Source organism: Burkholderia sp. SIMBA_051 (genome assembly GCF_046534915.1).
GTDB classification, from domain to species: domain Bacteria; phylum Pseudomonadota; class Gammaproteobacteria; order Burkholderiales; family Burkholderiaceae; genus Burkholderia; species Burkholderia ambifaria.
On record NZ_JAWRXS010000001.1, the window covers coordinates 286,428 to 311,678 of the forward strand.

21 protein-coding genes are annotated in these 25,251 nt (G+C 63.3%); 13 read left to right on the forward strand and 8 right to left on the reverse strand.

Annotated features, from left to right (window positions below):
* Positions 1-5 precede the first annotated feature (5 nt).
* Positions 6-722: an SDR family oxidoreductase gene (locus SB771_RS01260; protein ID WP_175659498.1), complete on the reverse strand. Its 717-nt coding sequence runs from the start codon at positions 720-722 to the stop codon at positions 6-8.
* Positions 723-855: 133 nt separating this feature from the next.
* Here SB771_RS01260 and SB771_RS01265 point away from each other — a divergent pair, with 133 nt between their 5' ends.
* The 4 genes from SB771_RS01265 (at position 856) to SB771_RS01280 (ending at position 4,326) form a co-directional block, all read left to right on the forward strand.
* Entirely contained in the window at positions 856-1,833 is a 978-nt protein-coding gene (locus tag SB771_RS01265) for a LysR family transcriptional regulator (RefSeq protein WP_175659763.1), read from the forward strand.
* 195 nt (positions 1,834-2,028) lie between these two features.
* Positions 2,029-3,417 (forward strand): nucleobase:cation symporter-2 family protein, encoded by a 1,389-nt coding sequence (locus SB771_RS01270; protein ID WP_175659499.1) that lies wholly within the window; start codon positions 2,029-2,031, stop codon positions 3,415-3,417.
* A 97-nt stretch (positions 3,418-3,514) separates the two neighbouring features.
* Entirely contained in the window at positions 3,515-3,937 is a 423-nt protein-coding gene (locus tag SB771_RS01275) for an NUDIX hydrolase (RefSeq protein ID WP_105831456.1), read from the forward strand.
* 86 nt (positions 3,938-4,023) lie between these two features.
* Entirely contained in the window at positions 4,024-4,326 is a 303-nt protein-coding gene (locus SB771_RS01280; protein ID WP_165752829.1) for a hydrogenase maturation factor, read from the forward strand.
* Positions 4,327-4,377: 51 nt separating this feature from the next.
* On the opposite strand, the gene SB771_RS01285 is transcribed toward SB771_RS01280, so the two are convergent.
* A complete protein-coding gene (locus tag SB771_RS01285) occupies positions 4,378-4,590 on the reverse strand; it encodes a hypothetical protein (protein ID WP_175655039.1) in 213 nt (70 codons plus the stop codon).
* Between the two features lie 369 nt (positions 4,591-4,959).
* Between SB771_RS01285 and SB771_RS01290 the strand changes: the two genes are divergently transcribed.
* Together SB771_RS01290 and SB771_RS01295 are read left to right on the forward strand one after the other, a co-directional pair.
* Positions 4,960-6,117 (forward strand): DUF4382 domain-containing protein, encoded by a 1,158-nt coding sequence (locus tag SB771_RS01290; RefSeq protein ID WP_175655040.1) that lies wholly within the window; start codon positions 4,960-4,962, stop codon positions 6,115-6,117.
* A 65-nt stretch (positions 6,118-6,182) separates the two neighbouring features.
* Entirely contained in the window at positions 6,183-6,344 is a 162-nt protein-coding gene (locus SB771_RS01295) for a hypothetical protein (protein WP_006753550.1), read from the forward strand.
* A gap of 119 nt (positions 6,345-6,463) precedes the next feature.
* On the opposite strand, the gene SB771_RS01300 is transcribed toward SB771_RS01295, so the two are convergent.
* Entirely contained in the window at positions 6,464-7,225 is a 762-nt protein-coding gene (locus SB771_RS01300) for a Fic family protein (protein WP_175659764.1), read from the reverse strand.
* A 313-nt stretch (positions 7,226-7,538) separates the two neighbouring features.
* Complete coding sequence (locus SB771_RS01305; protein WP_229082086.1) at positions 7,539-8,096, reverse strand: TetR/AcrR family transcriptional regulator; 558 nt, start codon at positions 8,094-8,096, stop codon at positions 7,539-7,541.
* 165 nt (positions 8,097-8,261) lie between these two features.
* Here SB771_RS01305 and SB771_RS01310 point away from each other — a divergent pair, with 165 nt between their 5' ends.
* From SB771_RS01310 to SB771_RS01330, 5 genes are all read left to right on the forward strand, one after another.
* Entirely contained in the window at positions 8,262-11,450 is a 3,189-nt protein-coding gene (locus SB771_RS01310; protein WP_175705233.1) for a cytochrome P450, read from the forward strand.
* A 641-nt stretch (positions 11,451-12,091) separates the two neighbouring features.
* A complete protein-coding gene (locus SB771_RS01315; protein ID WP_244096725.1) occupies positions 12,092-13,000 on the forward strand; it encodes a phytanoyl-CoA dioxygenase family protein in 909 nt (302 codons plus the stop codon).
* A 280-nt stretch (positions 13,001-13,280) separates the two neighbouring features.
* Positions 13,281-15,104: an acyl-CoA dehydrogenase gene (locus SB771_RS01320; RefSeq protein WP_175659766.1), complete on the forward strand. Its 1,824-nt coding sequence runs from the start codon at positions 13,281-13,283 to the stop codon at positions 15,102-15,104.
* Positions 15,105-15,158: 54 nt separating this feature from the next.
* Positions 15,159-16,343, forward strand: coding sequence for an acetyl-CoA C-acyltransferase (locus SB771_RS01325; RefSeq protein WP_175659502.1), 1,185 nt, complete (start codon positions 15,159-15,161; stop codon positions 16,341-16,343).
* Positions 16,344-16,644: 301 nt separating this feature from the next.
* Positions 16,645-17,913 carry an aminotransferase class III-fold pyridoxal phosphate-dependent enzyme gene (locus SB771_RS01330; RefSeq protein ID WP_175659503.1) on the forward strand — a complete coding sequence of 423 codons (1,269 nt, stop codon included), beginning with the start codon at positions 16,645-16,647 and terminating at the stop codon, positions 17,911-17,913.
* 344 nt (positions 17,914-18,257) lie between these two features.
* Here the strand turns inward: SB771_RS01330 and SB771_RS01335 are convergent, their stop codons facing one another.
* From SB771_RS01335 to SB771_RS01345, 3 genes are all read right to left on the reverse strand, one after another.
* Positions 18,258-19,406: an MFS transporter gene (locus SB771_RS01335; RefSeq protein WP_175659504.1), complete on the reverse strand. Its 1,149-nt coding sequence runs from the start codon at positions 19,404-19,406 to the stop codon at positions 18,258-18,260.
* Positions 19,407-19,595: 189 nt separating this feature from the next.
* A complete protein-coding gene (locus tag SB771_RS01340; protein WP_175659505.1) occupies positions 19,596-20,474 on the reverse strand; it encodes a phytanoyl-CoA dioxygenase family protein in 879 nt (292 codons plus the stop codon).
* A 21-nt stretch (positions 20,475-20,495) separates the two neighbouring features.
* Positions 20,496-21,353, reverse strand: coding sequence for an NAD(P)-dependent oxidoreductase (locus SB771_RS01345; protein ID WP_244096726.1), 858 nt, complete (start codon positions 21,351-21,353; stop codon positions 20,496-20,498).
* Positions 21,354-21,787: 434 nt separating this feature from the next.
* Here SB771_RS01345 and SB771_RS01350 point away from each other — a divergent pair, with 434 nt between their 5' ends.
* A complete protein-coding gene (locus SB771_RS01350) occupies positions 21,788-22,417 on the forward strand; it encodes a TetR/AcrR family transcriptional regulator (protein ID WP_175659507.1) in 630 nt (209 codons plus the stop codon).
* 574 nt (positions 22,418-22,991) lie between these two features.
* Positions 22,992-23,591, forward strand: coding sequence for a TetR/AcrR family transcriptional regulator (locus SB771_RS01355; protein WP_175659508.1), 600 nt, complete (start codon positions 22,992-22,994; stop codon positions 23,589-23,591).
* Positions 23,592-23,766: 175 nt separating this feature from the next.
* Here the strand turns inward: SB771_RS01355 and SB771_RS01360 are convergent, their stop codons facing one another.
* A complete protein-coding gene (locus SB771_RS01360; RefSeq protein ID WP_175659509.1) occupies positions 23,767-25,227 on the reverse strand; it encodes an aldehyde dehydrogenase family protein in 1,461 nt (486 codons plus the stop codon).
* Positions 25,228-25,251: the final 24 nt, after the last annotated feature.

Consider the following 25,251-nt stretch of genomic DNA (forward strand, 5'->3'; position numbering starts at 1 on the left):
GGCCACTACCACGGCACCGTGCGCCCCTGGTAATCGAGGTACTCGAGCCCCGCGCGCCGCTGCTTGCCGATCAGCACGTTGACGAGGCTCGGCACGCTTTCGTCGATCGTCAGTCGCGCATCGGGGCCGCCGAGTTCCGTCCGAACCCAGCCCGGCGCCATCAGCACCATCGCGCGCGGCGTCGCGGCCTGGCGCGCCGCGAAGCTGCGCATGAACTGGTTCAGCGCGGCCTTGCTGCCGCGGTAGACCTCGCGCATGCCGCTCACGTTGTTCGCGACACTGCCCTGCCCCGACGACATCGCGCCTATCAGGCCGCCTTCGGGCACGAGATCCTGCAACGCCTCGATCACGCGCATCGGCGCGAGCGCGTTCGTGATCATCACGCGCACGAACTCGTCCGTCGTGACTTCGCCGATCGTTTCGTTCGGATCGTTGGTCGTGCCGGCATTCACGAACAGCATGTCGAAGCGCCGGCCCGACAGGCGCGCGCGCAACGCAGCCAGTTGGTCCGGCTCGCAGATGTCGAGCGTGTCGATCTCGAGCCGTTCGCCGAAGCGCTCGGCGAGCGCATGCAGCTTCGTGCGCCCCGATCCGGCGCGGACGGTGCCGGTGACATGCCAGCCCTTGTTCAGGAATTGCTCCGCCATCGCGAGCCCGAGGCCGCGCGAGGCCGCGACGAGCAGGATCGAGGGTGCGCTGGAGTTCGATTCAGTCGATTGCATGGGTTCCCCCTTTGCCGAAGTCCGTGATCCGGCCACTATAGGCGCGCACCATCGGATGCACCAGACGCACCGAATTCAATCCATGGTTGCATCAAACGCCATGTCACTTCGCGCGATGTCGTATGCTGTCCGGATGGAAGACATCGACCTGAATCTCGTCACCGCGCTCGACGTGCTGCTCACCGAAGGGAGCGTGACCGGGGCCGCGCGCCGGCTCGGACTGAGCACCTCCGCGATGAGCCGCACGCTCACGCGGCTGCGCACCGCGACCGGCGATCCCCTGCTCGTGCGCGCCGGACGCAAGCTCGTGCCGACGCCGCACGCGGCGGCACTGCGCGATCGCGTGCATGCCGTCGCGGTCGATGCGCGTGCCGTGCTTCGGCCGGCCACGGCCGACATCGACATGACGACGCTGTCGTCCACGTTCACCATCCGCGCGGCCGCATCGTTCATGGACATGCTCGCCGGCCCGGTGGTCGCCGCGATCGGCGACATCGCCCCCGGCGTGCGCGTGCGTTTCGTCCCCAAGCCCGACCGCGATCCGGGGCCGCTGCGCGACGGCACGGTCGACCTGGAAATCGGCAAGCGCGGCGACGACGCCCCCGAGCTGCACACGCGCGAGCTCTTTCACGACTCGCACGTCGCGGTGGCACGCGCCGGACATCCGCTGTTCGCGGCGGCCAGAATCACGCCCGCGCGCTACGCGGCCTGCCGTCATGTGATCTCCGCGCAACTCGGCGACTTCGGCGGCCCGACGAACGATGCGGCCGACACGCCCGCCGTCGCCCCTACCGTGCAGGTCGTGGTGCCCGGCTATCCCGATGCGATGCGCGTCGCGGCCGGCACCGACCTGATTGCGCTCGTGCCGCGCTCGAGCCTCGGCAACGCGTTCACGCCGGGGCTCGTGGACGCACTCGGGCTGCGCAGCTTCGCGATACCGGTCCGGCTGCCCGAAATTCTGATCTCCGCGCTATGGCATCCGCGCATGCACGGCGACCCCGTCCATCGCCGTCTGCGCGATGCCGTCATCGACGTGTGCCGGCGCGCGTATCCGGCGGCCCGCGCCCCACGCGCGCCGGCGCGCGGCACGAAACCGCGCGGCGTCGGCTGAAGCGCCGCGAGCCGCGCGAAACGCTCTCGACGCAGGCAGCGGCCAGCCGACGATCCACAAGCTCGCCGCCGCGTGCTTGGCGGCACGCATCCGGTGCCGCCTTCCCGCCTCCCGACCCCTGCATCGCGCCCGGGCCGCGCAGCAGGGGCCATCGGCTAAAATGCCGCACTTTCCACCTTGTCCGGCCCGCTCGCCATGCAACCCGCTTCCCCCGCCCGATCCGCCTCCCCCGGCGCCGCCGACGCCGATCCGTCGCACGACCTCGTCTATGGCCCCAATGACCGGCCCGCGCCGATGGTCGCCTTCGTCGCCGCGCTGCAGCACCTGCTGGCGATCATCGTGCCGATCGTCACACCCGGCCTGCTGATCTGCCAGGCGCTCGGCGTATCGAGCCGGGACACCACGCTCATCGTGTCGATGTCGCTCGTGATTTCCGGCATCGCCACCTTCGTGCAGTGCAAGCGCTTCGGCCCGCTCGGCGCCGGCCTGCTGATCGTGCAGGGCACCAGCTTCAACTTCGTCGGCCCGCTGATCGCCGGCGGCAGCGTGATGGTCAAGCAGGGCACGCCGGTCGAGACCGTGATGGCCGCGATCTTCGGCGTCGTGATCGCCGGTTCGTTCGTCGAGATGGCCGTGTCGCGCATCCTGCCGTTCGTGAAGCGCCTGATCACGCCGCTCGTCACCGGCATCGTCGTGCTGCTGATCGGCCTCACGCTGATCAAGGTCGGCCTCATCAGCATGGGCGGCGGCTACGGCGCGATGGCCAACGGCACGTTCGCGAGCGCGCAGAACCTGACGCTGTCGGGTGTCGTGCTCGGCACGATCATCCTGCTGAACCGCGTGCCGATCGTGTGGGTGCGCAGCACCGCGCTCGTGATCGCCCTCGTGATCGGCTATGCGGCGGCCGCCGTGCTCGGCCGCCTCGACTTCACCGGCGTGCATCAGGCCGCGCTGTTCCAGGTCCCGACGCCGCTGCACTTCGGCATTGGCTTCTCATGGTCGCTGTTCGTGCCGATGCTGATCATCTACCTCGTCACGTCGCTCGAAGCGATCGGTGACGTCACCGCCACCAGCAAGATCTCGAAGGAGCCGGTCGAAGGGCCGGTGTGGATGCGGCGAATCAAGGGCGGCGTGCTCGTGAACGGCGCGAACTCGCTGCTGGCCGGCGTGTTCAACACGTTCCCGAGCTCGGTCTTCGCGCAGAACAACGGCGTGATCCAGATCACCGGCGTCGCGAGCCGCCACGTCGGCATCTGGATCGCCGGCATGCTCGTGGTGCTCGGCCTGTTCCCGGTCGTCGCGGGCGCGCTGCAGGCCGTGCCGGAGCCCGTGCTCGGCGGTGCGGCGATGGTGATGTTCGGCGCGGTGGCCGCGTCGGGCATCAACATCCTGTCCGGCATCCAGCTCGATCGCCGCGCGCTGCTGATCATCGCGGTGTCGCTCGCGCTCGGCCTCGGCGTGTCGCAGGTGCCGGACATTCTGAACAGCCTGCCGCATGCACTGAAGAACGTGCTGGAATCGGGGGTCGCCACGGGCGGCATCTGTGCGCTCGTGATGAACTGGTTCTTGCCGGAACAGAAGTAACGCTGGCGGCTCCATGACGACGCGACCCGGCGGGCGGGCCGCGTCGCGCTCGATGCTCCGGCTTGGCCGGGCGCTAGACACTCGCTAGAATCGGTCCATGCCCCAAGCTCCCCTCTCCACGAAGCCGCCGGAAGCCAGTGCCGTCCCGATCAAGGAACGGGCGACGATCGTCTGCTACCGCGATGAACAGGTCCTGCTCGTGGCGCGCGCGACATCGCGCTGGGCGCTGCCGGGCGGCACGATCAAGCGCGGAGAAACGCCGCTCGAAGCCGCGCATCGGGAATTGCAGGAAGAGACGGGCATCACCGGCCAGGATCTCGTCTACTCGATGCAGTTCACCGGGCTCGCGAAGGTCCATCACGTGTTCTTCGCCGAAGTCGGCCCGGACCAGACGCCGCAAGCGAGCAACGAGATCCAGAAGTGCAAGTGGTTTCGCATCGACAGCGTCGATGGCGTGCGCGCGAGCATTCCGACGAAGCGCATCGTCGAGCTCGTCTACCGGCACGAACTCCTCAAGTAGGTAGACACCCCACCCCCAGCGGCTCGCACGAGCCGATATGATGCGCCCACGGTCCGTCGTCGCGTTCCCTTCCGAGCGAGCTGCAGATGAACAGTGCGTACACCTACCGCGGATACACCATCGACGTCCGCTGCGAATTCCGGCTCGACAAACCGCGCGACCACGCGCCACCGCCCGACACGCTACGGTTCGGGTTCGTCGCGGTCGTGCAGGTGCGCACGGCCGGCAGCGCGCCGCGTCTGCTCGCGCCGGTCCGCCTCGCGGACGATGGCGGCCGCCTGTTCGGCAGCACGCTCAATGCGTTGCGCGCAGGCCGGGCGGCCGGCGAAATCATCGTCGACGATCTGTTGGTCGATCGCGGCTCCGCCGACGGGCGCGCGCGTTCCTGAGCCGGTGGTCGGCCTTGAACGTGCCGGACGGATCGGCCGGCGTGCCGGCACTCAGTGCAGGCGCTTTCTTCGCAGTTCGTGCGTGGAATAGACGACGAGGAAGATACCCATCATCGCGACGCCGGATGCAATGAAGTCGTTTGCGGTTCCCGCGCTGTTCAGCGATTTCGGGAAGATGCCGAGACTCAGTCCTGCGGCAGCCAGGAATACCCCTGCCGCCACACCCCACACCGGTCCGGTGGTCTTTTCGATTGTGTTTTTCATACAGCACCCGTCTACGGTTATTGCCTGAGCGGTATCGGCGCATCGCACGTGCACCTACCGTCCGTGCCTAGACTATAGCGAGGAAAAAATTCAAACGGGTTCGGTGCTTTTCCCCATCAAGTTTTTCGCGAACGCAATCGGACGGCGTCGCGCGGCGTCGCGGCTCGCTCCGTTTCGTCAGATGAATGGCGAAAATTCGGCTGCTCTCCAAGCAGCTTTCCCCTGTTGCATCGCCATTCGCAACCGGCCGGCAGCACTCCTTACGCTCCGACGCACAATTTACGGTTCGTTTCAAACCTGTCCACACTTTGGGCATTCCCGGCCGCTATGCTTGGTTGCATCCACAATCAGATTGGAGGGGGCAAAATCATGAACAACCATTTCTGGAAGGCCGCACTGTGCGCGGCCATGGTGCCGTTTGCGCTGGCAGGTTGCGGCGGCGGCGACGATGGCGGCGCGCAGACCGGCACGCTGCATGTCGCGATGACCGATGCGCCGTCATGCGGATTCGACCATATCTACGTGACCGTCTCGCAGGTTCGCGTCAATGCGAATACGAATGCTTCCGATAACGATGCCGGCTGGTCGACGATCACGCTGGCGACACCGCGCAAGATCGACCTGCTGTCGCTGACCAACGGCGTCCTCGCCGATATCGGCCAGACCGCGCTGCCGGCCGGCCAGTATCAGCAGATCCGCCTCGTTCTCGCGCCGAACCAGGGCAACAGCCTCGCGAACTCGGTCGTTCCGACCGGCGGCACCGAGCAGGCGCTTGCAACGCCGAGCGCGACGCAAAGCGGCTACAAGATCATCCAGCCATTCACGGTGCAAGCGAACACGCTCGTCGACCTCGTGCTCGACTTCAACGCGTGCAAGTCGATCGTTCAGCGCGGCAACGGCACGTATGCGCTGAAGCCGGTCGTCACCGCGATCCCGACCGTCGTGAGCGGCGCGATCTCCGGCTATGTCGCACCAGCCGAAGCCGGCGCGACCGTGTATGCGGAACAGGGTGGCAAGGTGGTGAGGGGCACCGTCGCCGACAGCACCGGGAAGTTCGTGCTGTCGCCGTTGATCCAGAGTTCGACGCAAGGTAACTACGACGTCGTGATCGTGCAGAACAACTTCGCGTCGGGCATCGTGCGCACGGTGCCGGTCGTGGTGAACACGACCACCGCCGTGTCGGCGTCGAACGCGCCGATCACGCTGCCGGCCTCGACGATGAGCTCGGTCAGCGGCACGGTGACGGCAAGCGCCGACGCGTTGGTTCGGGCATTGCAGACGGTCGATGCCCGCGCGTACGAGATCACGTCGATCAACGCGAACATGGACACCGGCGCCTATGCGCTGAACGTGCCCACGGCCGCACCGATCGTCGGTACGTACTCCGGCTCGCTGCCGGTCGCGCTGGCTGCATCGCCGGCTGCCGCGGCACAATATACGATCGAGGCGGATGCGGCATCGGGCGCAACGCAATCGACGAACGTCAACGCCACGACGAGCCAGTCGAACGTCAACTTCAGCTTCTGACGGACACGTCGGCAGCATTCAACGAAAGGGCCTCGCGGCCCTTTCCTCAATAACGGGAGAACGAAGTGAAGAAAGGGGTGATCGCACTGCTCGCCGCGGCGAGCGTGGTGGGCGCACTCGGTGGATGCGTCGCATACGTTCCGGGTCCGCCGGTCGTCGTCGCGCCGCAGGGCGGCCCGGGCAACGGGTTCTGCCCGCCCGGACAGGCGAAGAAAGGCAATTGCTGATTGCATGAGGCCCGCGGAAAGCGGGCCTTTTTCATGGTGCGTGCGTTGGCGCGGGAAGCGGGATGGCGCATGCGGCGGTTGACTGGATTCCGTGTTGGCGGAAGGCAGCCGGAGTCGAACTAACCTTGCGTGCGCAGCCCGAGTACTGCGAGGTAGACATCGAGCGCACGCAGGACGGACTCGGCCACGAGGCGCGTAATGCCGCTGTAGTCGCCGGTCATACAGGCTTCGTCCAGTGCGTCGTAGTAAGCCAGTCGATCTTCCTTCCGAAGGATCGCGGGCGGATAGCCGGACTTCATCAACTCGAAATTGAGCAACAGCCGCCCCGTTCGCCCGTTTCCATCGACGAACGGATGGATCTTCACGAACCGCGTGTGCAATTCGGCGGCACGCGCGACAGGATGCATCGCCGCAGCCTGCGCATCCCACTCGATGAGTGCAGCCATCTCGGCCGGCAGATGCAGGAAATCCGGCGGTGTCGTGCTTGCACCGGCGATCACGACGTTCTCGCGGCGATAACGCCCGGCCTCGCCATCGTCGATTCCTTTGAGCACCAGCCCGTGAATATTCCGGATCTGCCATTCGGAGAGCGTCTCCTGCCTGGCGACGATTTCCTCGACATAGAAAATCGCGTCGCGATGATTCGTGACCTCGAAATGCTCGCGCAGCGACTTCCCGCCGACGGTGATGCCTTCGAGCACGACCTTCGTTTCACGCAGCGTGAGCGTGTTGCCTTCGATCGCGTTCGAATGATACGTCCACTCCAGCATCAGCTTCTCGCGTAGCGATGCAAGCGTATGCGGCGGAAGCGGACGAACCGCGTCCAGCGTTGCCTTGTCGGCATCGACGACTTCCAGCAGGCGTGGTACCGATGAATCCATGAAGTCACCATTACGATCGATAAGCGCCATTTTAATCCCCAATGGGGACGATCAAGCGGTCATCGATGCGGGTCGTGAAACGAGACGGCAGACAGACATGATCTGGCCGTCGTTCGGAATCGGAAATGGCGGGATATCGCTGGAAAGTCGGCCACTGGCAGACCAAATGGCCGAAGGCAGCCGATGCCAACCATCGCTCGCAGACACCCGCCAGGTGAGCCCCCCAATTGCAGATAGCTACGATGCTGCACGTCGCGCACATGGCGAATCGGCGCTCAACCAACGGTGGAGTCGATTTCCCGCGCCGCCGCAGCTAATTTGAATCCGCCTGCGCGAACCCTTGAGTCAGATCGAAAGCGTCGAGGATCGTCGCCGCTGTCCTGGCCATGCGCTTGGCCATTGCTTCCGGATGCTCGCGCGTCGGGCCCTGGCGAAGCCAATGAACCGCCGTCCAGACCAGGCCACCGCCCAATACGGTCAGGCAATCCCCTTCCGCTTCCGTTCGGATTCCTTCATAGGGTGGAAGGATGCGGCCCGCGACGAACGTCACGAGATCATCGAAAAAAGCCGATGTCGCCGCGTCGTTGAATACGGTCAGATAGAAAGACTGATGGGCCTGCAAATGCTGGAGGATCAGCGCCGTTTCCACTTCCATCGACTTGATGAACGCGACGTTCGACGGATTCAGCAGCTTGCCCTGCTCCTCGACGAACGCGAATGCGTTCTCGAGCCTCACCAGCGCCGCCCGCTGAGCGGCAGCCTGAAGGTCCGGGAAGTGCTGATAGAAAGTGGGGCGAGCGACGCCTGCACGCTGCACCAGTTGAGCGATGCTGAGCTTGCTCAACGGCGCCTCGTCGAGCAGTTCCGTCACGGCCCGGACGAGGGCATCGTAACTGCGCTGAAAGCGAGGATCGGCGGGATTAGGGCTTACGTCAGGTGGCATAAAAAAATCTGGACACGTCCTTTTGTCTATTTTACATTCGTTCAATAGATTGAGATGCGACGCTTCGACATGTCCTCGTGAAAGGTTATTGAAATGAAATCCTCTGCCCTCGTCCCGCAACCGCCGCTGAAGCCCATCATCGGTCACCTGATGGAAGTCATCGGGCCATCGCCGCTCGCCAAGATGATGGACCTCGCGCGAACGTACGGGCCGGTCTACTGGTTCGAGGTGTTCGGACAAGGTTACTACGTCGTCAGCGGGCAAGCACTCGTCGATGAGGTGTGCGACGAAAGCAGGTTTCAGAAGTCCGTGCACCAGTCCCTGCTCGAACTGAGACCGGCGATCGGCGATGGGCTGTTCACGGCATTCGGCGATGAACCGAACTGGGCAAAGGCGCATCGTGTGCTGATGCAGTCATTCGGGCCTCTCAGCATCTGGTCGATGTTCGACAAGATGGTCGACATCGCCGATCAAATGTTTCTCTACTGGGAACGATTCGGCCCCGAGACGGCTGTCGATGTGTCCGATCACATGACGCGCCTGACACTCGATACGATCGCGCTGTGTGCGTTCGACTGCCGTTTCAACAGCTTCTACCGCGAAGACCAGCATCCGTTCGTGGACGCCATGGTCAACACGCTCAGCGAGGCCGGCAAGCGCGAGTTGCGGCCGAAGCTGGTGTCGAAACTGATGGTTAACCGGAGCCGGAAGTTCGACGCGGATATCGAGGTCATGCGATCGCTCGCGACCCGGATGATCGAAGACCGGCGCAAGCATCCGCACGACAACGAAGAAGCGATGGACCTGCTGGACCGGATGCTGAACGGCGTCGATCCCGTGACGGGAGAAAAGCTCGATGACGAGAATATCGTCTTCCAGATGATCACGTTCCTGATCGCGGGGCACGAGACGACGAGCGGGCTCCTGTCCTTTGCCACCTATTTCCTCCTCAAGAACCCGGACGTACTGCAACGAGCACGGAGCATGGTCGACGAGGTCGTCGGCAACGACACCCCGCGGATCGAGCATCTGGCGCGACTGCGCTACATCGAGCAGATCCTGATGGAAACGTTGCGGATCTGGCCGACGGCCCCGGCCTTCGCCGTCACGCCGCTCGCCGACACCACGTTCGGCGGGAAATATGCCGTTTCTCCTGACGACATCATCATGATCCTGACGCCGATGCTGCATCGCGATACCAGCGTCTGGGGCGACGACGTCGAGGCGTTTCGTCCGGAGCGATTTGCACCGGAGCATGCGGAAAAGCTGCCGCCGAACGCGTGGAAACCGTTCGGCAATGGTGCGCGCGCCTGCATCGGCCGGCCGTTTGCGATGCAGGAAGCCCACCTCGTTCTGATCATGCTGCTTCAGCGATTCGACTTCTCCTTTGCCGATCCGGACTATGAGCTGAAAGTCGCCGAAACCCTCACGCTCAAGCCCACCGGTCTGCGTATCAACGTGCGGCCGCGCGCGCGAAGTGCGCGCAAGGTGTCGAGCGACACGCTTCGCGTCCACGCGAGCGCCCAACGCCCGAGCGTCGACCACGCTACGTCGATCGCCGACAACGACGCGTCGAAGATGCTTGTGCTGTTTGGCGGGAACACGGGTTCGTCGGAGTCGTTTGCTCGGCGCATCGCAGGCGACGCAGGCCGCCACGGCTTTCATGCCACCTGCGCCCCGCTCGATGCGTTCGCGGGAAAAATCGACGGGTTCCCCGCCATCGTTGTCGTCACGGCTTCCTACGAAGGCCAGCCGCCGGACAACGCGAGAGCGTTTCTGCCATATATCGAGGCGATGGGCCCAGGCGCGCTGGACGGCGTCAAGTTCGCCGTGCTTGGATGCGGCAACAAGCAGTGGGCAAGAACGTATCAGGCGATTCCGAAGCGGGTCGACGAAGCCTTCGAGAAAGCGGGCGCCACGCGCGTTCACGCCCGCGGCGAGCTCGATTCGGGCGGGGACTTCTTTGGCGAGTTCGACCGATGGTATGCCGAGCTCTGGAACCGCTTTGCGATCAGCTTCGGGAAGGAAGCGCCGGTTGCGCAAAATGGCCATCCCGCACTCAGCGTCAACTTCCTCGATAACGTTCGCGAGAAATTGCTCAGCGTTGACGCCATGACGCTCGCAATCGTGACCGACAATCGAGAGCTGGTAAATATTAGCGCGCCGGGAAGCCGCTCGAAGAAGCACATCGAACTGAAGCTGCCGGAAACGATGACCTATCGCGCCGGCGATTACCTGGCCGTTCTGCCCCGCAACGCGAAACGCAACGTCGATCGGGTATTGCGCCGATTCCGGTTGAGCTGGGACACGCAGGTGGTCATCGAAGGGGCATCGAGCAATCCCCGCCTGCCGCTCGGCCAGGCCATCGGTTGCGGCGAGCTGTTGTCGAGCTACGTCGAACTTGGCGTGCCGGCCACCCGCTCGCAGGTATCGACGCTGGCCGCCGCCACGCGCTGCCCACCAGAGAAAGTCGAGCTCGAGCGCCTGGGGGCCGGCGCGTTCGAATGCGAGATTCTGGAAAAGCGAACCACCGTCATCGATCTGCTCGAACGCTTCGGGTCCGTCGATTTGCCGTTCGACAAGTTCCTCGACATGCTGCCCGCGCTGAAAGCACGCCAGTATTCGATCTCGTCGTCGCCGCTCTGGAAAGCGGATCACGTGACACTGACGGTCGCCGTGGTCGATGCCCCCGCGCTCTCGGGCAACGGCCGCCACGAGGGGGTCGCGTCGTCGTATCTCGCGCGACTCGACGCGGGGGACGGTGTGTCCGTTGCGGTCCGGCCGTCGAATGCGCGCTTTCGGCCACCGGCCGAACCGGGTCTTCCGATGATCATGATTTGCGCGGGTTCCGGTATCGCCCCGTTCCGCGGCTTTCTGCAAGAGCGTGCGCTACAGAAAGAGCGGGGAGAGAACGTCGGCCCGTCGTTGCTGTTCTTCGGGATCGACGACCCGGACGTCGACTTTCTCTATCGCGACGAGCTCGACGAGTGGGCGAACCGCGGTGTGGTCGACGTGATGCCGGCCTATTCGAACCGCCCGGAGCAAGGCGCTCGCTTCGTTCAAGACAAGGTATGGCTCGAGCGCGAGAAAGTCGCCGCGCTGTTCGCTCAAGGCGCGACCGTCTATGTCTGCGGGGACGGCAAGAACATGGCTCCGGCCGTGCGGGCCACGCTCGGTCGGATCTACCAGGATGCAACCGGCGAGAACGACGAGAACGCGGGCGCATGGATCGACACGATGGAGCGCGAGCATGGCCGGTATGTTGCCGATGTGTTCGCCTGATGCGCACGACGGCCCTGCGGATCGCGGTTGTCTGGCGGAAGCCGACGCGCACTTGAACGACTCCGCCCCGGTTTTCCCCCGTTCTCTCGACTAGCCTCCCGATTCCCCCCGGCTGGCCCCCCTCGCCTTCGCCTCCTCCCATCCGGCTCCGGTCGATCACTGACCGAACCGGATGGGCAATCCTTCCTTTCCATTCGACACGGCGCCGCCGTCGCACATGCACGCCGGCCGCCGCGACCGATCCTTCGCACCGCGTTCAGCGGATGGCCTTGTCCCTCTTTCCGACACATCCATCGGCTCGTGTCGTACACCGGCCGAATCATTCGGAAAGCGAACGGGTTAACCATGATCGACCCTGGTGGGACATGATGATAACTTTTCATCGTCATTTGACTTGATCATACGACCATGTTTGATGCGAATACCCCAACGCATCGGATAACCCGGCGGCCCCATCGTATCCGGCACGATGTGCTGGCTGTCGAACCGTGGGGCTGTGGAGACAGAGGTGTTACGAGCGTGCGCTCGGTTGACCATCGGGAACGGAATCAGCCGCACAAAGCCGAAACATACAATGTCAAATGATCAAGTCAAACATTCAACTTTAGTCCCGAATGCCGGGTTCGGAAAGCGACGCTGCTTTGACTGACCCGTCCCACCACGTCGAGGAAACAATGAGCGCAAATAGCCGCAACATTAAAGACACGCTCCCCATCGTCCCCAAGACGACCAGCGCGCAGGAAATCGTGTCGCTGATGAATCGATACGGCGGCGTCCGGATCAAGGGCTACCTGTCCGAAGAACAAGTCGCGAACATCAATCGCGAAGTCGACGGCCCGCTCGAAGGGCTTCGCGAAGGGTCGTCGCACGACCATGAATTGATCAAGGCATTCCACGGCGCGCATACGAAGCGCCTGACGAACATGATCACGCACAGCAAGACCTTCGGCGGCGTGCTCGACGACGACCTTTTCCATGAACTCGGCGAGGTGCTATACCGTGAAGAGTCCGGCGACTGGTGGCTGTCGACTGCACAGGTGATCGACATCGGCCCGGGCAACACCGCGCAAATGCTGCATCGCGATGTCGGCAACTTCCCGCCGCTATGCGCGCTCGGCGTCAACGGGCCGACGGTGTTTACGAACCTGATGATTGCCCTCACGCGCTTCACCGAGGAAAACGGCGCCACCCGAATCATTCCCGGAAGCCAGAACTGGGACGAGGACTACTTCGACAGCAGGGGCACGCCCGACATGACCATTGCCGCCGAGATGGATGCCGGCGACGCGTTGCTGTTCAGCGGAAAAGTGATCCACGGCGGCGGCGCCAACGTGACGAAGAACGAGCGCCGACGCGGGCTCACGCTGCCGATGCAACCGTCCTACCTGACGCCGGAGGAAGCGTATCCGTTCATCGTCGACATGGACATCGTGAGAAGCCTGTCCAAACGCGTGCAGCGAATCATCGGCTTCCGCTCCCAATATCCGGCTGGCACGCCGGGCCTGTGGCAAGTCAACTACGACGATATTGCAACGCACCTCGGCCTTTGAGCCGCACACACAACGTGCATACGGACGGGTTCGGACCGTTCGGCTCCGACTTTCTTCACGCGGATGCGCGACGTACTACACCGTCACCATCGACGAGACAACCCATGACCGTTGACCTGACCAATCGTGTTGTGCTGTACCGTCCGGCAGCGCGGTCGTGGCAATGAACACCATCACGCACAGCCATGCCGGGGGGCCGATTTCCGGTGACAGTTATTCGGAACCCGAAGTTTTTGTCCTGCAGATTGCGAAGCCAACCGAAACCCACCCGCTCTATTTCATGACTAGCGAACTCACCCTCTCCCGTCGCGACGTGGAGTTCATTCTTTTCGACTGGCTGCAGGTCGATTCTCTTGCCGGCAGGCCACGATATGCGGGGCAAGACCGCTTTGACTATACATCCGTGCTTGATGTCTACGAATCGCTCGCCACGGATCTCTTCAAGCCGCATAACAAGAAGAACGACAGCAACGAACCCGCATTCGACGGGGAGCGCGTCACCATCAATCCGGAAGTCGGCATCGCCTTGCGCGCATTTTCGGACGCCGGCCTGATCAGCGCGTCGTTCCCCGGCGAGTGGAACGGCATGAGCCTGCCGAGCACCGTGGAGCGGGCCGGTATGGCGTATTTGCTCGCAGCCAATCCGGGTACCGCGGGCTACGCGTTTCTGACGATCGCCAATGCCAATCTGCTCATGGCCCACGGCGAACGGGAGCGGGTGGAGCACTACGTGAAGGCCATGTCGGAAGGTCGGTGCTTCGGCACGATGTGCCTGTCGGAACCGCAAGCCGGGTCGAGCCTTGCCGACATCCGCACGCGTGCGGTCCCGAGCAAGGACGGCCGCTACCGCCTGTTCGGCAACAAGATGTGGATTTCAGGCGGCGATCACGAGCTTGCCGAGAATATCGTTCACCTGGTGCTGGCAAAAATTCCTGATGAGCGCGGCCAGCTTCCGCCGGGCACCCAGGGCATCTCGCTCTTCACGGTTCCGCGCAAGTTGATCGGCCCGGACGACCTGCCGGGCCCGCGAAACGATGTCGCGCTGGCAGGCATCAATCACAAGATGGGATATCGCGGCACCGTGAACTGCCTGCTCAATTTCGGCGAGGGTCGCTACCTGCCGGAAGGCGAGGCAGGCGCGATCGGCGAGATCGTCGGCGAGCCCGGCAAGGGGCTGGCGTATATGTTCCACATGATGAACGAGGCGCGTATCTCCGTCGGCCTCAGCGCCGCCGCGATCGGTTATACGGGCTATCTGCACGCGCTCGATTATGCGAAGACGCGCGTGCAGGGGCGGCCGCGCGGCGACCGATCGCCTGCCTCCGCGCAGATCCCGATCATCCGTCATGCCGACGTCCGGCGCATGCTGCTGGCCCAGAAAGCGTATGTGTCGGGCGCGCTTGCGTTGTGCCTTTACGCGGCGCGTCTGAGCGACGATATCCAGTCGGTGGAAGACGCCGACGGCCGCGAAGAAGCCCATTGCCTGCTCGACCTGCTCACCCCCGTCGTCAAGAGCTGGCCATCGCAATGGGGCCTCGTCGCCAACGATCTCGCCATTCAGGTTCACGGCGGGTATGGATACACGCGCGAGTACAACGTCGAGCAGTTCTATCGCGACAACCGCCTCAATCCGATCCACGAAGGCACGTTCGGCATTCAGGCGCTCGACCTGCTGGGCCGCAAAACACGCGCAAACGGCGGTGTCGCCATGGCGGCGCTCGACAGAAAAATCGCCGCGACGGTATCGCGCGCGCAGTCGGCCGGTTCGTTCCAGCGACATGCCGGTACGCTCAAAGCCGCTTGGGAGCGCATCCGTACCGTCACCGATGCGTTGCACCGGCTCGACGATCCCGATGTCCAGTTGGCGAACGCCGCTGCCTATCTCGAAGCATTCGGGCATGTCGTGGTCGGCTGGCTCTGGCTCGATCAGGCAATCGTGGCCAGCGCGCTCGAAAGCGGCCCGACGGGAACCGACTTCCACCGCGGCAAACTCGCCGCATGCGACTACTTCTTCGGATGGGAAATGCCCAAGGTCGCCGCGTGGCTCGCCGTTCTCGATCCGGTCGAAACGACCCCGCTCACTATCCCGGAACATTGGTTCTGACCCGTACGCAATGTCTCCATTTCATTTCTCCGCCTGATTTATAAGGAATGCATAATGAGTGATGCAGTCATCGTTTCCACCGCGCGCACGCCGATCGGCAAGGCCTATCGCGGTGCGTTCAACCTCACGCACTCGCCCACGCTGCTCGGGCACGCGATCAGGCATGCGGTGCTGCGTGCCGGCATCGAGCCCGATCGCATCGAGGACGCCGTGATCGGTTCGGTCCTCAACGCCGGCACCGCCGGCGGCAATATCGCACGACATGGTGTGCTGGCAGCCGGATTGCCACCCAGCGTCGCTGCGCAAACGCTCGACCGGCAATGTGCATCGGGCCTGATGGCGATCGCGACGGCTGCCAAGCAGATCATGTACGACGGGATGGAGGTCGTCGTTGCGGGCGGCCAGGAAAATATCTCGGCGGTGCAAACGCGCTACTTCGAGTGGACGCGCGCCGACCAGGATCCCAACGTGCTGGCCCTGCAACCGGCGGCCTACATGCCGATGCTCGAGACCGCCGAGTTCGTTTCCCGCAAGTACGGGATCTCCCGGGACGTCCAGGATCAGTACGCCGTCGACTCCCAGCTGCGCACTGCCGCCGCACAAGCCGCGGGTCGCTTCTCAAGCGAAATCGTCCCGATCACGACACGAAAGCTGGTCGTCGACAAAGCGACCGGCAAGACGTCGCAGCATGAGGTCACGCTCACGCAGGACGAAGGCAATCGTCCCGGCACGACGCTCGAATCGCTTGCGTCTCTCGCACCGGTAGTCGACGGCGGCGTCGTGACGGCAGGCAACGCGAGCCAGCTTTCGGACGGTGCAAGCGCGTGCGTCCTGATGAACGGGAAAACCGCCCAGCAGATCGGCGCGGCGCCGCTCGGCATCTATCGCGGGATGACCGTCGTCGGCAATGCGCCGGAGGAGATGGGCATCGGCCCGATCTACGCGATTCCCAAGCTGCTGAAGCTTCATGGGCTGAAGACCGACGACATCGGCTTGTGGGAGCTCAACGAGGCGTTTGCGTGCCAGGCGCTGTACTGCCGCGAGAAGCTCGGCATCGATCCCGAGCGATACAACGTCAACGGCGGCAGCATTTCCATCGGCCATCCGTACGGGATGACCGGCGCGCGCATGGTCGGTCATGCACTGATCGAAGGCAAACGGCGCGGCGCACGCTACGTCGTCGTATCGATGTGCGTGGGAGGCGGAATGGGTGCCGCCGGCCTGTTCGAAGTGGTCTGACGCAATGCTCGTTTCCCGCGAATACGGGCATCGCCTCACGCTCCCGGCATGTTCGCGAACAATCGATTTTCCAACTCAGCTCATCAACCGCGGAGGCTGATCATGGCGAAGCGCTTACTCATCTTACTCTCGCTTGTCGCCGGGATACTGTTCGTATTCAGCCCGGGACTCATGGTTCTTTACCACATCGAGCATTACGACTCGCCCCGGTAGTTCGCGTTATGAAAGTCAATCGACCAATTCAATTGATCGAATGTCAATCTGGTATTGCCTGAAACGAATCTTTCACAAGGAGTCGAGCATGGACAGGCTGGCGAGGAAGGACGAGTGGTTTGCAAGAGCCGAAAAAGTCATCCCGGGCGGGATGTATGGTCACCAGAGCGTCAAGTATTTGACGGAAGACTTCCCGTTGTACTTTGCAAAAGCGAAGGGAACCTATCTCTGGGACGTCGACGGCAACCAGTACATCGATTACGTGTGTGGTTACGGCACGAATCTGTTCGGCTACGGCAACGAGCAGATCGAGCGCGCGGCGGCCCTTCAGTTGCAGAACATCGACACGGCTACGGGCCCGAGCGCGGTGATGGTCGAGCTCGCCGAGGCGCTCACTCGACAGGTCAGCCACGCCGACTGGGCGATGTTCTGCAAGAACGGCTCGGATGCCACTTCGATGGCCATGGTGATCTCGCGAGCCTATCGCGGCAAGCGGAAGATTCTCGTCGCGCGCGGCACGTACCATGGCGCGTCGCCGTGGAACGTGCCGTATACGACGGGCATTACCAAGGAAGATCGCGCACACGTCGCCTACTTCGAGTACAACGATATCGAGAGTCTCGACGCCGCCGTCAAGAGCGTGGACGGTGACGTGGCGGCCATCTACGCAACGCCGTTCCGTCACGAAGTGCTTTTCGACCAGTTCTTTCCGTCGGTCGAGTATGCCCACGCATGCCGCCGCCTCGCTGATGAACAGGAAGCGCTTCTGGTCGTGGACGAGGTCCGTACTGGGCTGCGCCTCTCGCGCGATTGTTCATGGTCGGACTGGGGCGTGCACCCGGACCTCAGCTGCTGGGGCAAAGCCATTGGCGGCGGCTATGCGATCGCCGCGGTCCTGGGTTGCGACAAGGCACGGGAGGCCGCGACGAACATTTTCGTCACGGGCTCCTACTGGCTGTCCGCCGTCCCGATGGCCGCTGCCATCGAAACGCTGCGCCTGGTCAGAGAGACCGACTACCTCGAACACACGAAGCGCCTGGCGGACACGTTACGCGCCGGCATCGCCGAACAAGCGGAGCGGCATGGCTTCGAGCTCAAGCAGACCGGCCCGAGCGTGATGCCCCAGATGCTTTTCGCAGGTGACGACGAGCTCGTGTCCCGCGGCCGGGCATGGGCTTCGGAAGTCGTCAAGAACGGCGCTTATCTTCACCCGTGGCACAACATGTTCTTCACGGCGAGCCACACTGACGAAGACATCGCGCGTACGCTCGAGGCGACCGAAGCGGCGTTCGGCGCACTCAAACAGAAGTCGGTCGCATTGAATCGTCTCGATATTCTGGACACCGTGCAGCGTTGACCTTGATGTTTCGCAGGCCTTCGACCGACGGTTGAAGGCCGCACTGTCGGGCGGATTCGCCCGGCGCGCACGGCCTCTCTCGATCGACCGCCCACCCCTACCGTCGGTAGTCGCCCCTTCGCCTCGTACGCAGGACGAGCGGCACTTCGGCGGGGTCTCCCCGACTACAGCGGATTTCGTCGCAGGCTGCCAAGGCTATGGCGTCGATCGAGGTTCATTTGCTGTTCCTGCGCACGCCCCAGCGCACCATACGCGTAGTACTATGCCGGGCGGCCGGTACCGCACCAACGCGCGCAGCGGCCGGCGCGAGCTCGGCGGGCAACGCGGTTGCCTGGCCTGTCGCGTCAAGCGATCGCGGGCCGGGCATGTCGCGACTTGAGCTGCCGGATCGCAACACTGGTCAGGAAAATCGGCACGAGCAGCAGCCCGACGGAAAGCCAGCCGACCGCGCGCAAACCTGCCACGCCGAACACCGTGCCGGCAATCGCGGGGCCGACCGCCAAGCCAAGATTGATTGCCGACGCGCAGGTCGCGGTGCTTCTTCCGCTGGCATCCATTTTCGAGAGCGCGGCCACCATATAAGGGGCGACCAGCGTCGCACCGGCGCTGATGAGCGCCGTCGACACGAGAAACGCCCATCGGCCGCCCACGCAATACATGCCCAGGCTGCATGCGATCAACAGCGCGAGTCCGAAGGCGATCGGCTTGAACAAGCCGAAGCGGTCGCCCAACCAGTTGACCGCTACCCCAACCGGCAATTGCGCAGCGGCATTGACCATGAACAGGATGCCGAGCTGCTCCGCTGCAACGCCCCGGGTTGCGGCCACTTCCGCGGCGAATCCCATCAGCGCCGTCTGCGACACGTAAATGAAAAATGCGCTGATCAGCATCGCGCGGACGTCGTTGGATTTGATCGCATCCTTCGCGACGTTTTCCTCGGCTGCGTTCACCGCAGGATGCATGAACGCGCCAAAAAACAGCGCCGCGATGACGATGGCGAACTGGACGGCATCGACACCGATATTGCCGATCTTCGCGATCGCGATCGGTACCACGTACATCGCTGCGGAAAATATGACGGCCATCGCCACGGCCACTTGCGCGGCGATCCTCTCCGGGTGCCTGACGTGTGAAATGACGCCGTATGCACAAACGCAACTGACGCCCAGCGCGACGCCGAGCACCAGCTTTGCCGCGACGAATAGGTGGAAATCATTCGAAAACATCGCGCAGGTCGACAGCACGGCGAGCGTCGCCGCAACGAGCGCGCCCGTTCGCTTGTTCAACGTCGCCATCTGTCGTCCGAAGATCACGATGGACAGTGAAAGGCAGAGCAGTACCGCGGACGCGAGCCACCCGGCGCTGCTTTCGGACAGCCCGAACCGGGCCATCGACTCTTCGATGTTGAACGGAAGCAGGTAGCTTGGCGTCCAGACCACGGCTCCGGTATAGAGCAGCGCGATTTTCCGGATTCCGTTGATTTCGTAATTCACGATCTACTCCCTATCGCTTGCACGAGTGCGGAATCGCGTCGACGCGTCGAATCGCTCTCCAGCTCGCCTTCATGAATGCATTGTTCAGAGGACTGATTCGCATCACCAAACAATCGCATGACGCTCGCATGATGGAATCGCCCGGTTGCCATCCGGTTACCGGGGGAACCCCACCCCGCCACGTCCTCGTTAGTCGAAATGCCCGACCTCGAGGAAATCCTTCATTTTCAGCAGGTCATTCGGGTCCGACATCTGTCCGTTACGCTCGACAAAGCCGGCAAACGTCGTGCCGTACGTCCAGCCGAGCAACCGCTGCAGTTCTTCCGGGTAGCGCTTCACGCGTTCAATCGGCAGCGTGAGATACTGGTTTTCTTCCTGCCGGAGGATCGCCAGGTCATACGACATCGTCAGGCCGGTTCTCGGCGCATTGCTGACGTTCTTTCCGCCACCGTGATAAGTCGAGCCGATGAAGAAAAGCGCATCGCCGGCGGACATCACTGCGGGAATCGCTTCCTCCTGCCTGGGCATGCGCTCGTCATCCCACTTGTGGCTGCCCGGAATGACCAGGGTCGCGCCGTTTTCCTCCGTAAAGTCGGATACCGCGACCATCACCTGGAAGCGTGCTTCACGCCCATAGTTCGGGTGTCGCCACAGCCATACGGAATCGTCGCGGTGCAACGGCTGCTGGCCTTGGCCCGACAGGATCTGAATGGCCTGCGTCACGCCCACCTGGATATCGGGTGCGATATCGACCTGGTTTTCGCCGCTCCAGATCTTGATCGGCGTTTGCAGAATGCTGCGCGCGGCGCCCAGGTAAAGCGGATGCAACGCGACCTCGGCCATCCAGTCGGTACGCGCGAACAGACGCGACACGCGGCGCGTCTGCGTACCGGCAAAGTATTCGTCTACGCCGTTCGGAGCCGACTCGAGCGTATCGAAGAGCGTACGCTGGATACGCGCGAGCAAGTCGGAACCGGTGAAATTCTTGACGATCGCACCGCCGTCCTGGCGAACCGCGTTCGCCAGATCGTCAGGAGTGCTATCTCTCGAAAGGCGTTGCAACGACATGATGATTTCCTCCAACAAGTATCAATGATTGAAAAGTGCCGCGTATCCGCGTTCACCATCGCCTTGCGCGATGGATGACCGGACGCGCTCGCGTAATGCTGTCAGGATGCGTGGCGGCGACCCTGCATCTTCCTGTGCCTGCCGGAACAGGTCGACCGCCCGCGCGTAGACGTCCAGGCTCGCGCCCCTTGGCTGATAGTCGGAAGCCGCCACGGATTCGAACAGGCCTTCGATGAAGTGCACCTGACCGGCGATGTAGGTGGGAATCAGGCCGCGAATCTCGTCGATCGACATGCCTGAATCCACGACGAACCGGAGACCTTCCAGGAAGGCTGAGCCGGCGCCAAAAACGAACGTGCCCGTCAACCCGGCGTCGAGCACATTCGGTACATCGGGCCGTGTGCCGACGTAGACGGATTGCGGCGCGATCTTTCGAACGACGGACTCGGCTTCGTTCCAGACAGCCTCGTCGCCACCCAGGAGGATGGATGCGCGCTCGCCGCCGATATCGGGCGGGAAGCACTGGATGGTTCCGCTGATGAATTTCGCGCCGGCGCGGCTTACGATTCGATCCAGCGTCAGGACCTCGGACGGACGCCCCGTTGCCAGATTGACGATCGTTTTTCCCTGCAGGCGTTCGCCGAGTTCGTCGAAATCCGCCGCGAGGTCGACCGGCGTTGCAGTCACGATGACGATCACGTCCGCCTGCGCACAGGCTGCCGTCGCACTGTCGGCCACCCGTGCGCCCAGCTCGGCCATGAGTTGAGCCTTTCCGGATTTCCTGTTCCAGACGACGACGTCCTCGCCCTGTCCAATCAGCGAGACAGCGATCGCGGATCCCATCGCGCCCAGGCCGAGGACGGCAATCAAATTGCTCATTCGCATACCTTTTCGATGTCGTTTATCACGTTGCCGGGAGGCAGCCCTCACTCAGCCCGACCCACAAGGTCATTAGACTTGATCAAATGACCATATCAGCAGGCACGAGTCTTATGCTTCGAAATGACATTGGGAATACGGGGTTTCCATTAGCTGCCCGATGAACGCGTCGAGCGGGCCCCCGCAGCGGCGCTGCGCAGCGCCGCGCCAGCATCGTCGCGCCGTGCGCCGCTTCCCTGCGTGGAGCGCCACAGTCATGCCCGTCACGAACCGGCGCACCATGTTTTCCACGCCGCGTCCGATGCAACATCCGTGCTGGACGATGCGTTCCGTGGCTTTCCAAAGCCCGCCCATCGTCATGCTAATATCGGGCGATTCGACTACCCGGCGCGGGTAGCATCCTTGAACGAAGACATAAAACGGAGCGCTGGCCTATGCAGCGAGTACGGGCTGAAGTCCGCCGCCAGGACCTCGTGGCGGCGACTGTCGCGGTGATTGCAGAGCACGGTGTGAAGGGCGCCACGACCCGTCGCATTGCCGAAGCGGCGGGGTGCCCGCTTGCTTCGTTGCACTACGTCTTCCACTCGAAGGACGAGCTGTTACTCGCCGTCTACGAGTCCCTGATCGATCTGATCCGCTCGGACAGCCCGGACGCGCCCGAGCATGGCAGCCTGGCCGACCTCGCGGAATTCAATCTGCGCTCGGTGATGGCCTGGTTCGAAGCCAACCCGGCCTACGCGAAGACCCAGTCGGAACTGTATACATGGGCGCTGCGGCATCAGCCCGACGTGGCCGTCGGCGCCCTGCGTATCTCGCTGGAAGGCGCGCGCGCCTACCTGTCCTCCGCCGAGCCGCGCCCCGATGCCAAAGCGCTGGATGCCGTCGCGCGACTGACCATTGCCCTGGCCGACGGGCTGCTTTTTTCCTGGTTCGCTCAGGAAGACTCGAAACGCCTGGCGACCGATGTCGATCACGCGAGCAAGATGCTGGCCGCCTATGCGGCAACGCTTTCGGAAGCTCGGCCCGCTGCGAAGGCCGCTCGCAAGACGGCGCGCAAGCAGTAAGCTTCTGCCGCGTCGCCAACGCGTTCGCTTCCCGACAACCTCGCTGCCGCGACGTTCGCATCATCTGTTCGGCGCCTCCACCCGACGCGCGGCGCATGATGCCGACAGTTTCATCCCATGCCGCCGCCGCGCACGCACGCGAGCCCTGCTCAAGGGCGCCTTGAAGAACCATCGCTCGCGCCCCCGGCGTGGTGAGCGCGACGCGCGTTATCGGCGCCGCAGGCATTCCAGACAAATCGCTCCCCCTCTCTCGCTTCGATCCTCACGGAAACGTGACATCACAGGCGAGCGTCGAGCCTCGCGCACGGGTTTACCTCCATCGACAGCAAATGGCCGCCTGCCTAACGTTTTATTAGTCAAATGATCAAGTCAACGGAATACGCTTCTCGCCCGTGATTCAACGCGAGCGGGATATTCGCGGAACCAGAACCTGAAGCTGGCCGCCCCATGGACAAACTTTCAAGAAGCCGACATAATTCACCCGCGTCATGGTCACTTGACCACGTATCGCGAATGAGCGCTACACGCCCACAAGACATCACTGACGAGGATTTTCGGGTACCGGAGCTTACCAATGGCAAGAATTCGCGCTGCGTTGCGGCGACAAGATTTTGTTGACGCTGCTGTGGAGGTCATCGCCGCGCACGGTGTCGCTGGCGCCACCACGCGGCGCATTGCCGAAGCCGCAGGCTGCCCGCTCGCCTCCCTCCATTATGTCTTTCATACCAAGGACGATCTGTTCAACGCGGTGTACGAATCGCTGTTCGATCTTCTCGCGACGAACACGCCCGCTCATGGTGAATTCCGGTCTTTCGGCGAACTCGCAGGATGGCAGTTGCGCAAGACCGTCGAATGGCTCGTTCAGCATCCATCGTACGCGCGAGCGCAATCTGAACTGATCCAGTGGGCAGAACGCCATCGTCCGGATTTCGCGTTGAAGACCTATATCCAGACTGTCGAACGCATGGTCGCCTATATCGGCAAGCAAGCCCCGCACGTCAGCCCTGACGTGATCGAACCCGTCGCCCGAATGAGCATCATCCTGGTCGACGGATTGCTGAATAGCTGGCAGGCCGAACCGAATATCGGCAGGCTGCGCGCGAATCTGGATAGCGCGAGTTCAGCCCTGGAAGCGTTGGCCGCTTCCCTCGTGAACTCGACGGAACGCGCCTGAAAATCGGCACGGTGCGCCGGTGCACCGAAGGCCAACAGCGTGGCAAGGCCGCTACGATGCCCGCCCGCACAACACCGCGCCGGAAGGCAGCCCGCGACATCGTCGCGGCTTCGTAGATGGGCGGCGGCTTGACACGGGGCACCCACCCGACATGGGCGCCCGTCTTCGATTCCCGTCAGTTGACCGCATCCGGCGCCGCGCCGAACATCGACTTCGTCTCGAGAAACTCCTCGATGCCGGCGTAGCCCCATTCGCGCCCGTTGCCGGACTGCTTGTAACCGCCGAACGGCGCCGCGATGTCGACGGCCGCACCGTTCAAATGCACCATCCCCGTCCGCAATTGTCTGGCGACCCGCTCCGCCTGCTCGATCGAGTCACCATAGACGTAGCCGGACAAACCGTACGGCGAGTCGTTGGCGATGGCGACGGCGTCCGATTCGTCCCGATAGGGAATGATGACGAGGACGGGACCGAAAATCTCCTCCGTCGCAATCCTCATGCGATTGTTCACGCGGCTGAAGATGGTCGGCTTCACGTAGTAGCCTCTTTCGAGTCCCGCAGGACTGCCTAGCCCGCCCGACAGGAGCCGTGCGCCCTCGTCGATGCCCGCCTGGATCATCTCCTGCACCTTGCGATGCTGACGCCGGTTCGCCACGGGGCCCATCGTCGTGCGCGGGTCGCGCGGATCGCCGACCACGACCTGCGCACACGCGGCCGCTGCGATCCTTTCCGCCTCGTCGAGGCGATGCGCCGGCACCAGCATGCGCGACGGCGCGGTACAGGTCTGGCCGGAATTGGCCATCATTTGCAGCACGCCATGCGTGACGCCGTGCGCGAAGTTTTCGCTGTCCAGAATGATGTTCGCCGATTTTCCGCCGAGCTCCAGCGTCACCCGCTTGATCGTCGTCGCCGCGGCCTGGGCCACCTCCACGCCCGCGCTCGTCGACCCCGTCAGCGACACCATGTCGAAGAGCGGACTGGAAGCGATGGCCCGCCCGAGGCGCTGCCCCGAGCCTTGCACGAGATTGAAGACCCCGGCCGGCACCCCTGCCTGCTCGAGGATCTCGGCGAGCACGATGGCCGAATACGGTGCATTCTGGCTCGGCTTCAGCACGATCGTGCAACCCGCCACCAGCGCCGGTGCGACCTTGCACATGACCTGGTTCATCGGCCAGTTCCACGGCGTGATCAATCCGCACACCCCTACCGGCTCCTTCACGATACGCGATGTGCGCTGGATTCGATCGAACGGGTATTGCCGGGCGACTTCCAGCGTCGTATGAAGATGCCAGAGCCCCAGCGCCGCCTGAAGCGGACGGGAAATCGCATCCATCGGCGCACCCATCTCGAGCGTGATTGCATCCGCCATATCCTGCATCCGCTCGGTGTATACACCGATCACGGCCTCGAGCAGCTCGAGCCGCTCGACCAGCGGCGTGTTCGAGAACGTGGCGAAGGCGTCGCTCGCCGCCTTCGCGGCCCGGTCCACGTCCGCTTCGTCGGAGAACAGCAAAACGCCCGAGACTTCGCCCGTCGCCGGATCGATGATTTCCTGTTCGATCCCCCCGTTCACCGGCTCCACCCATCGCCCGCCGATGAACGCCCGGCGGAGATGATCTGCTTCAAAAATCGCCATCAGCTCGCTCCATGTCAGTTGATC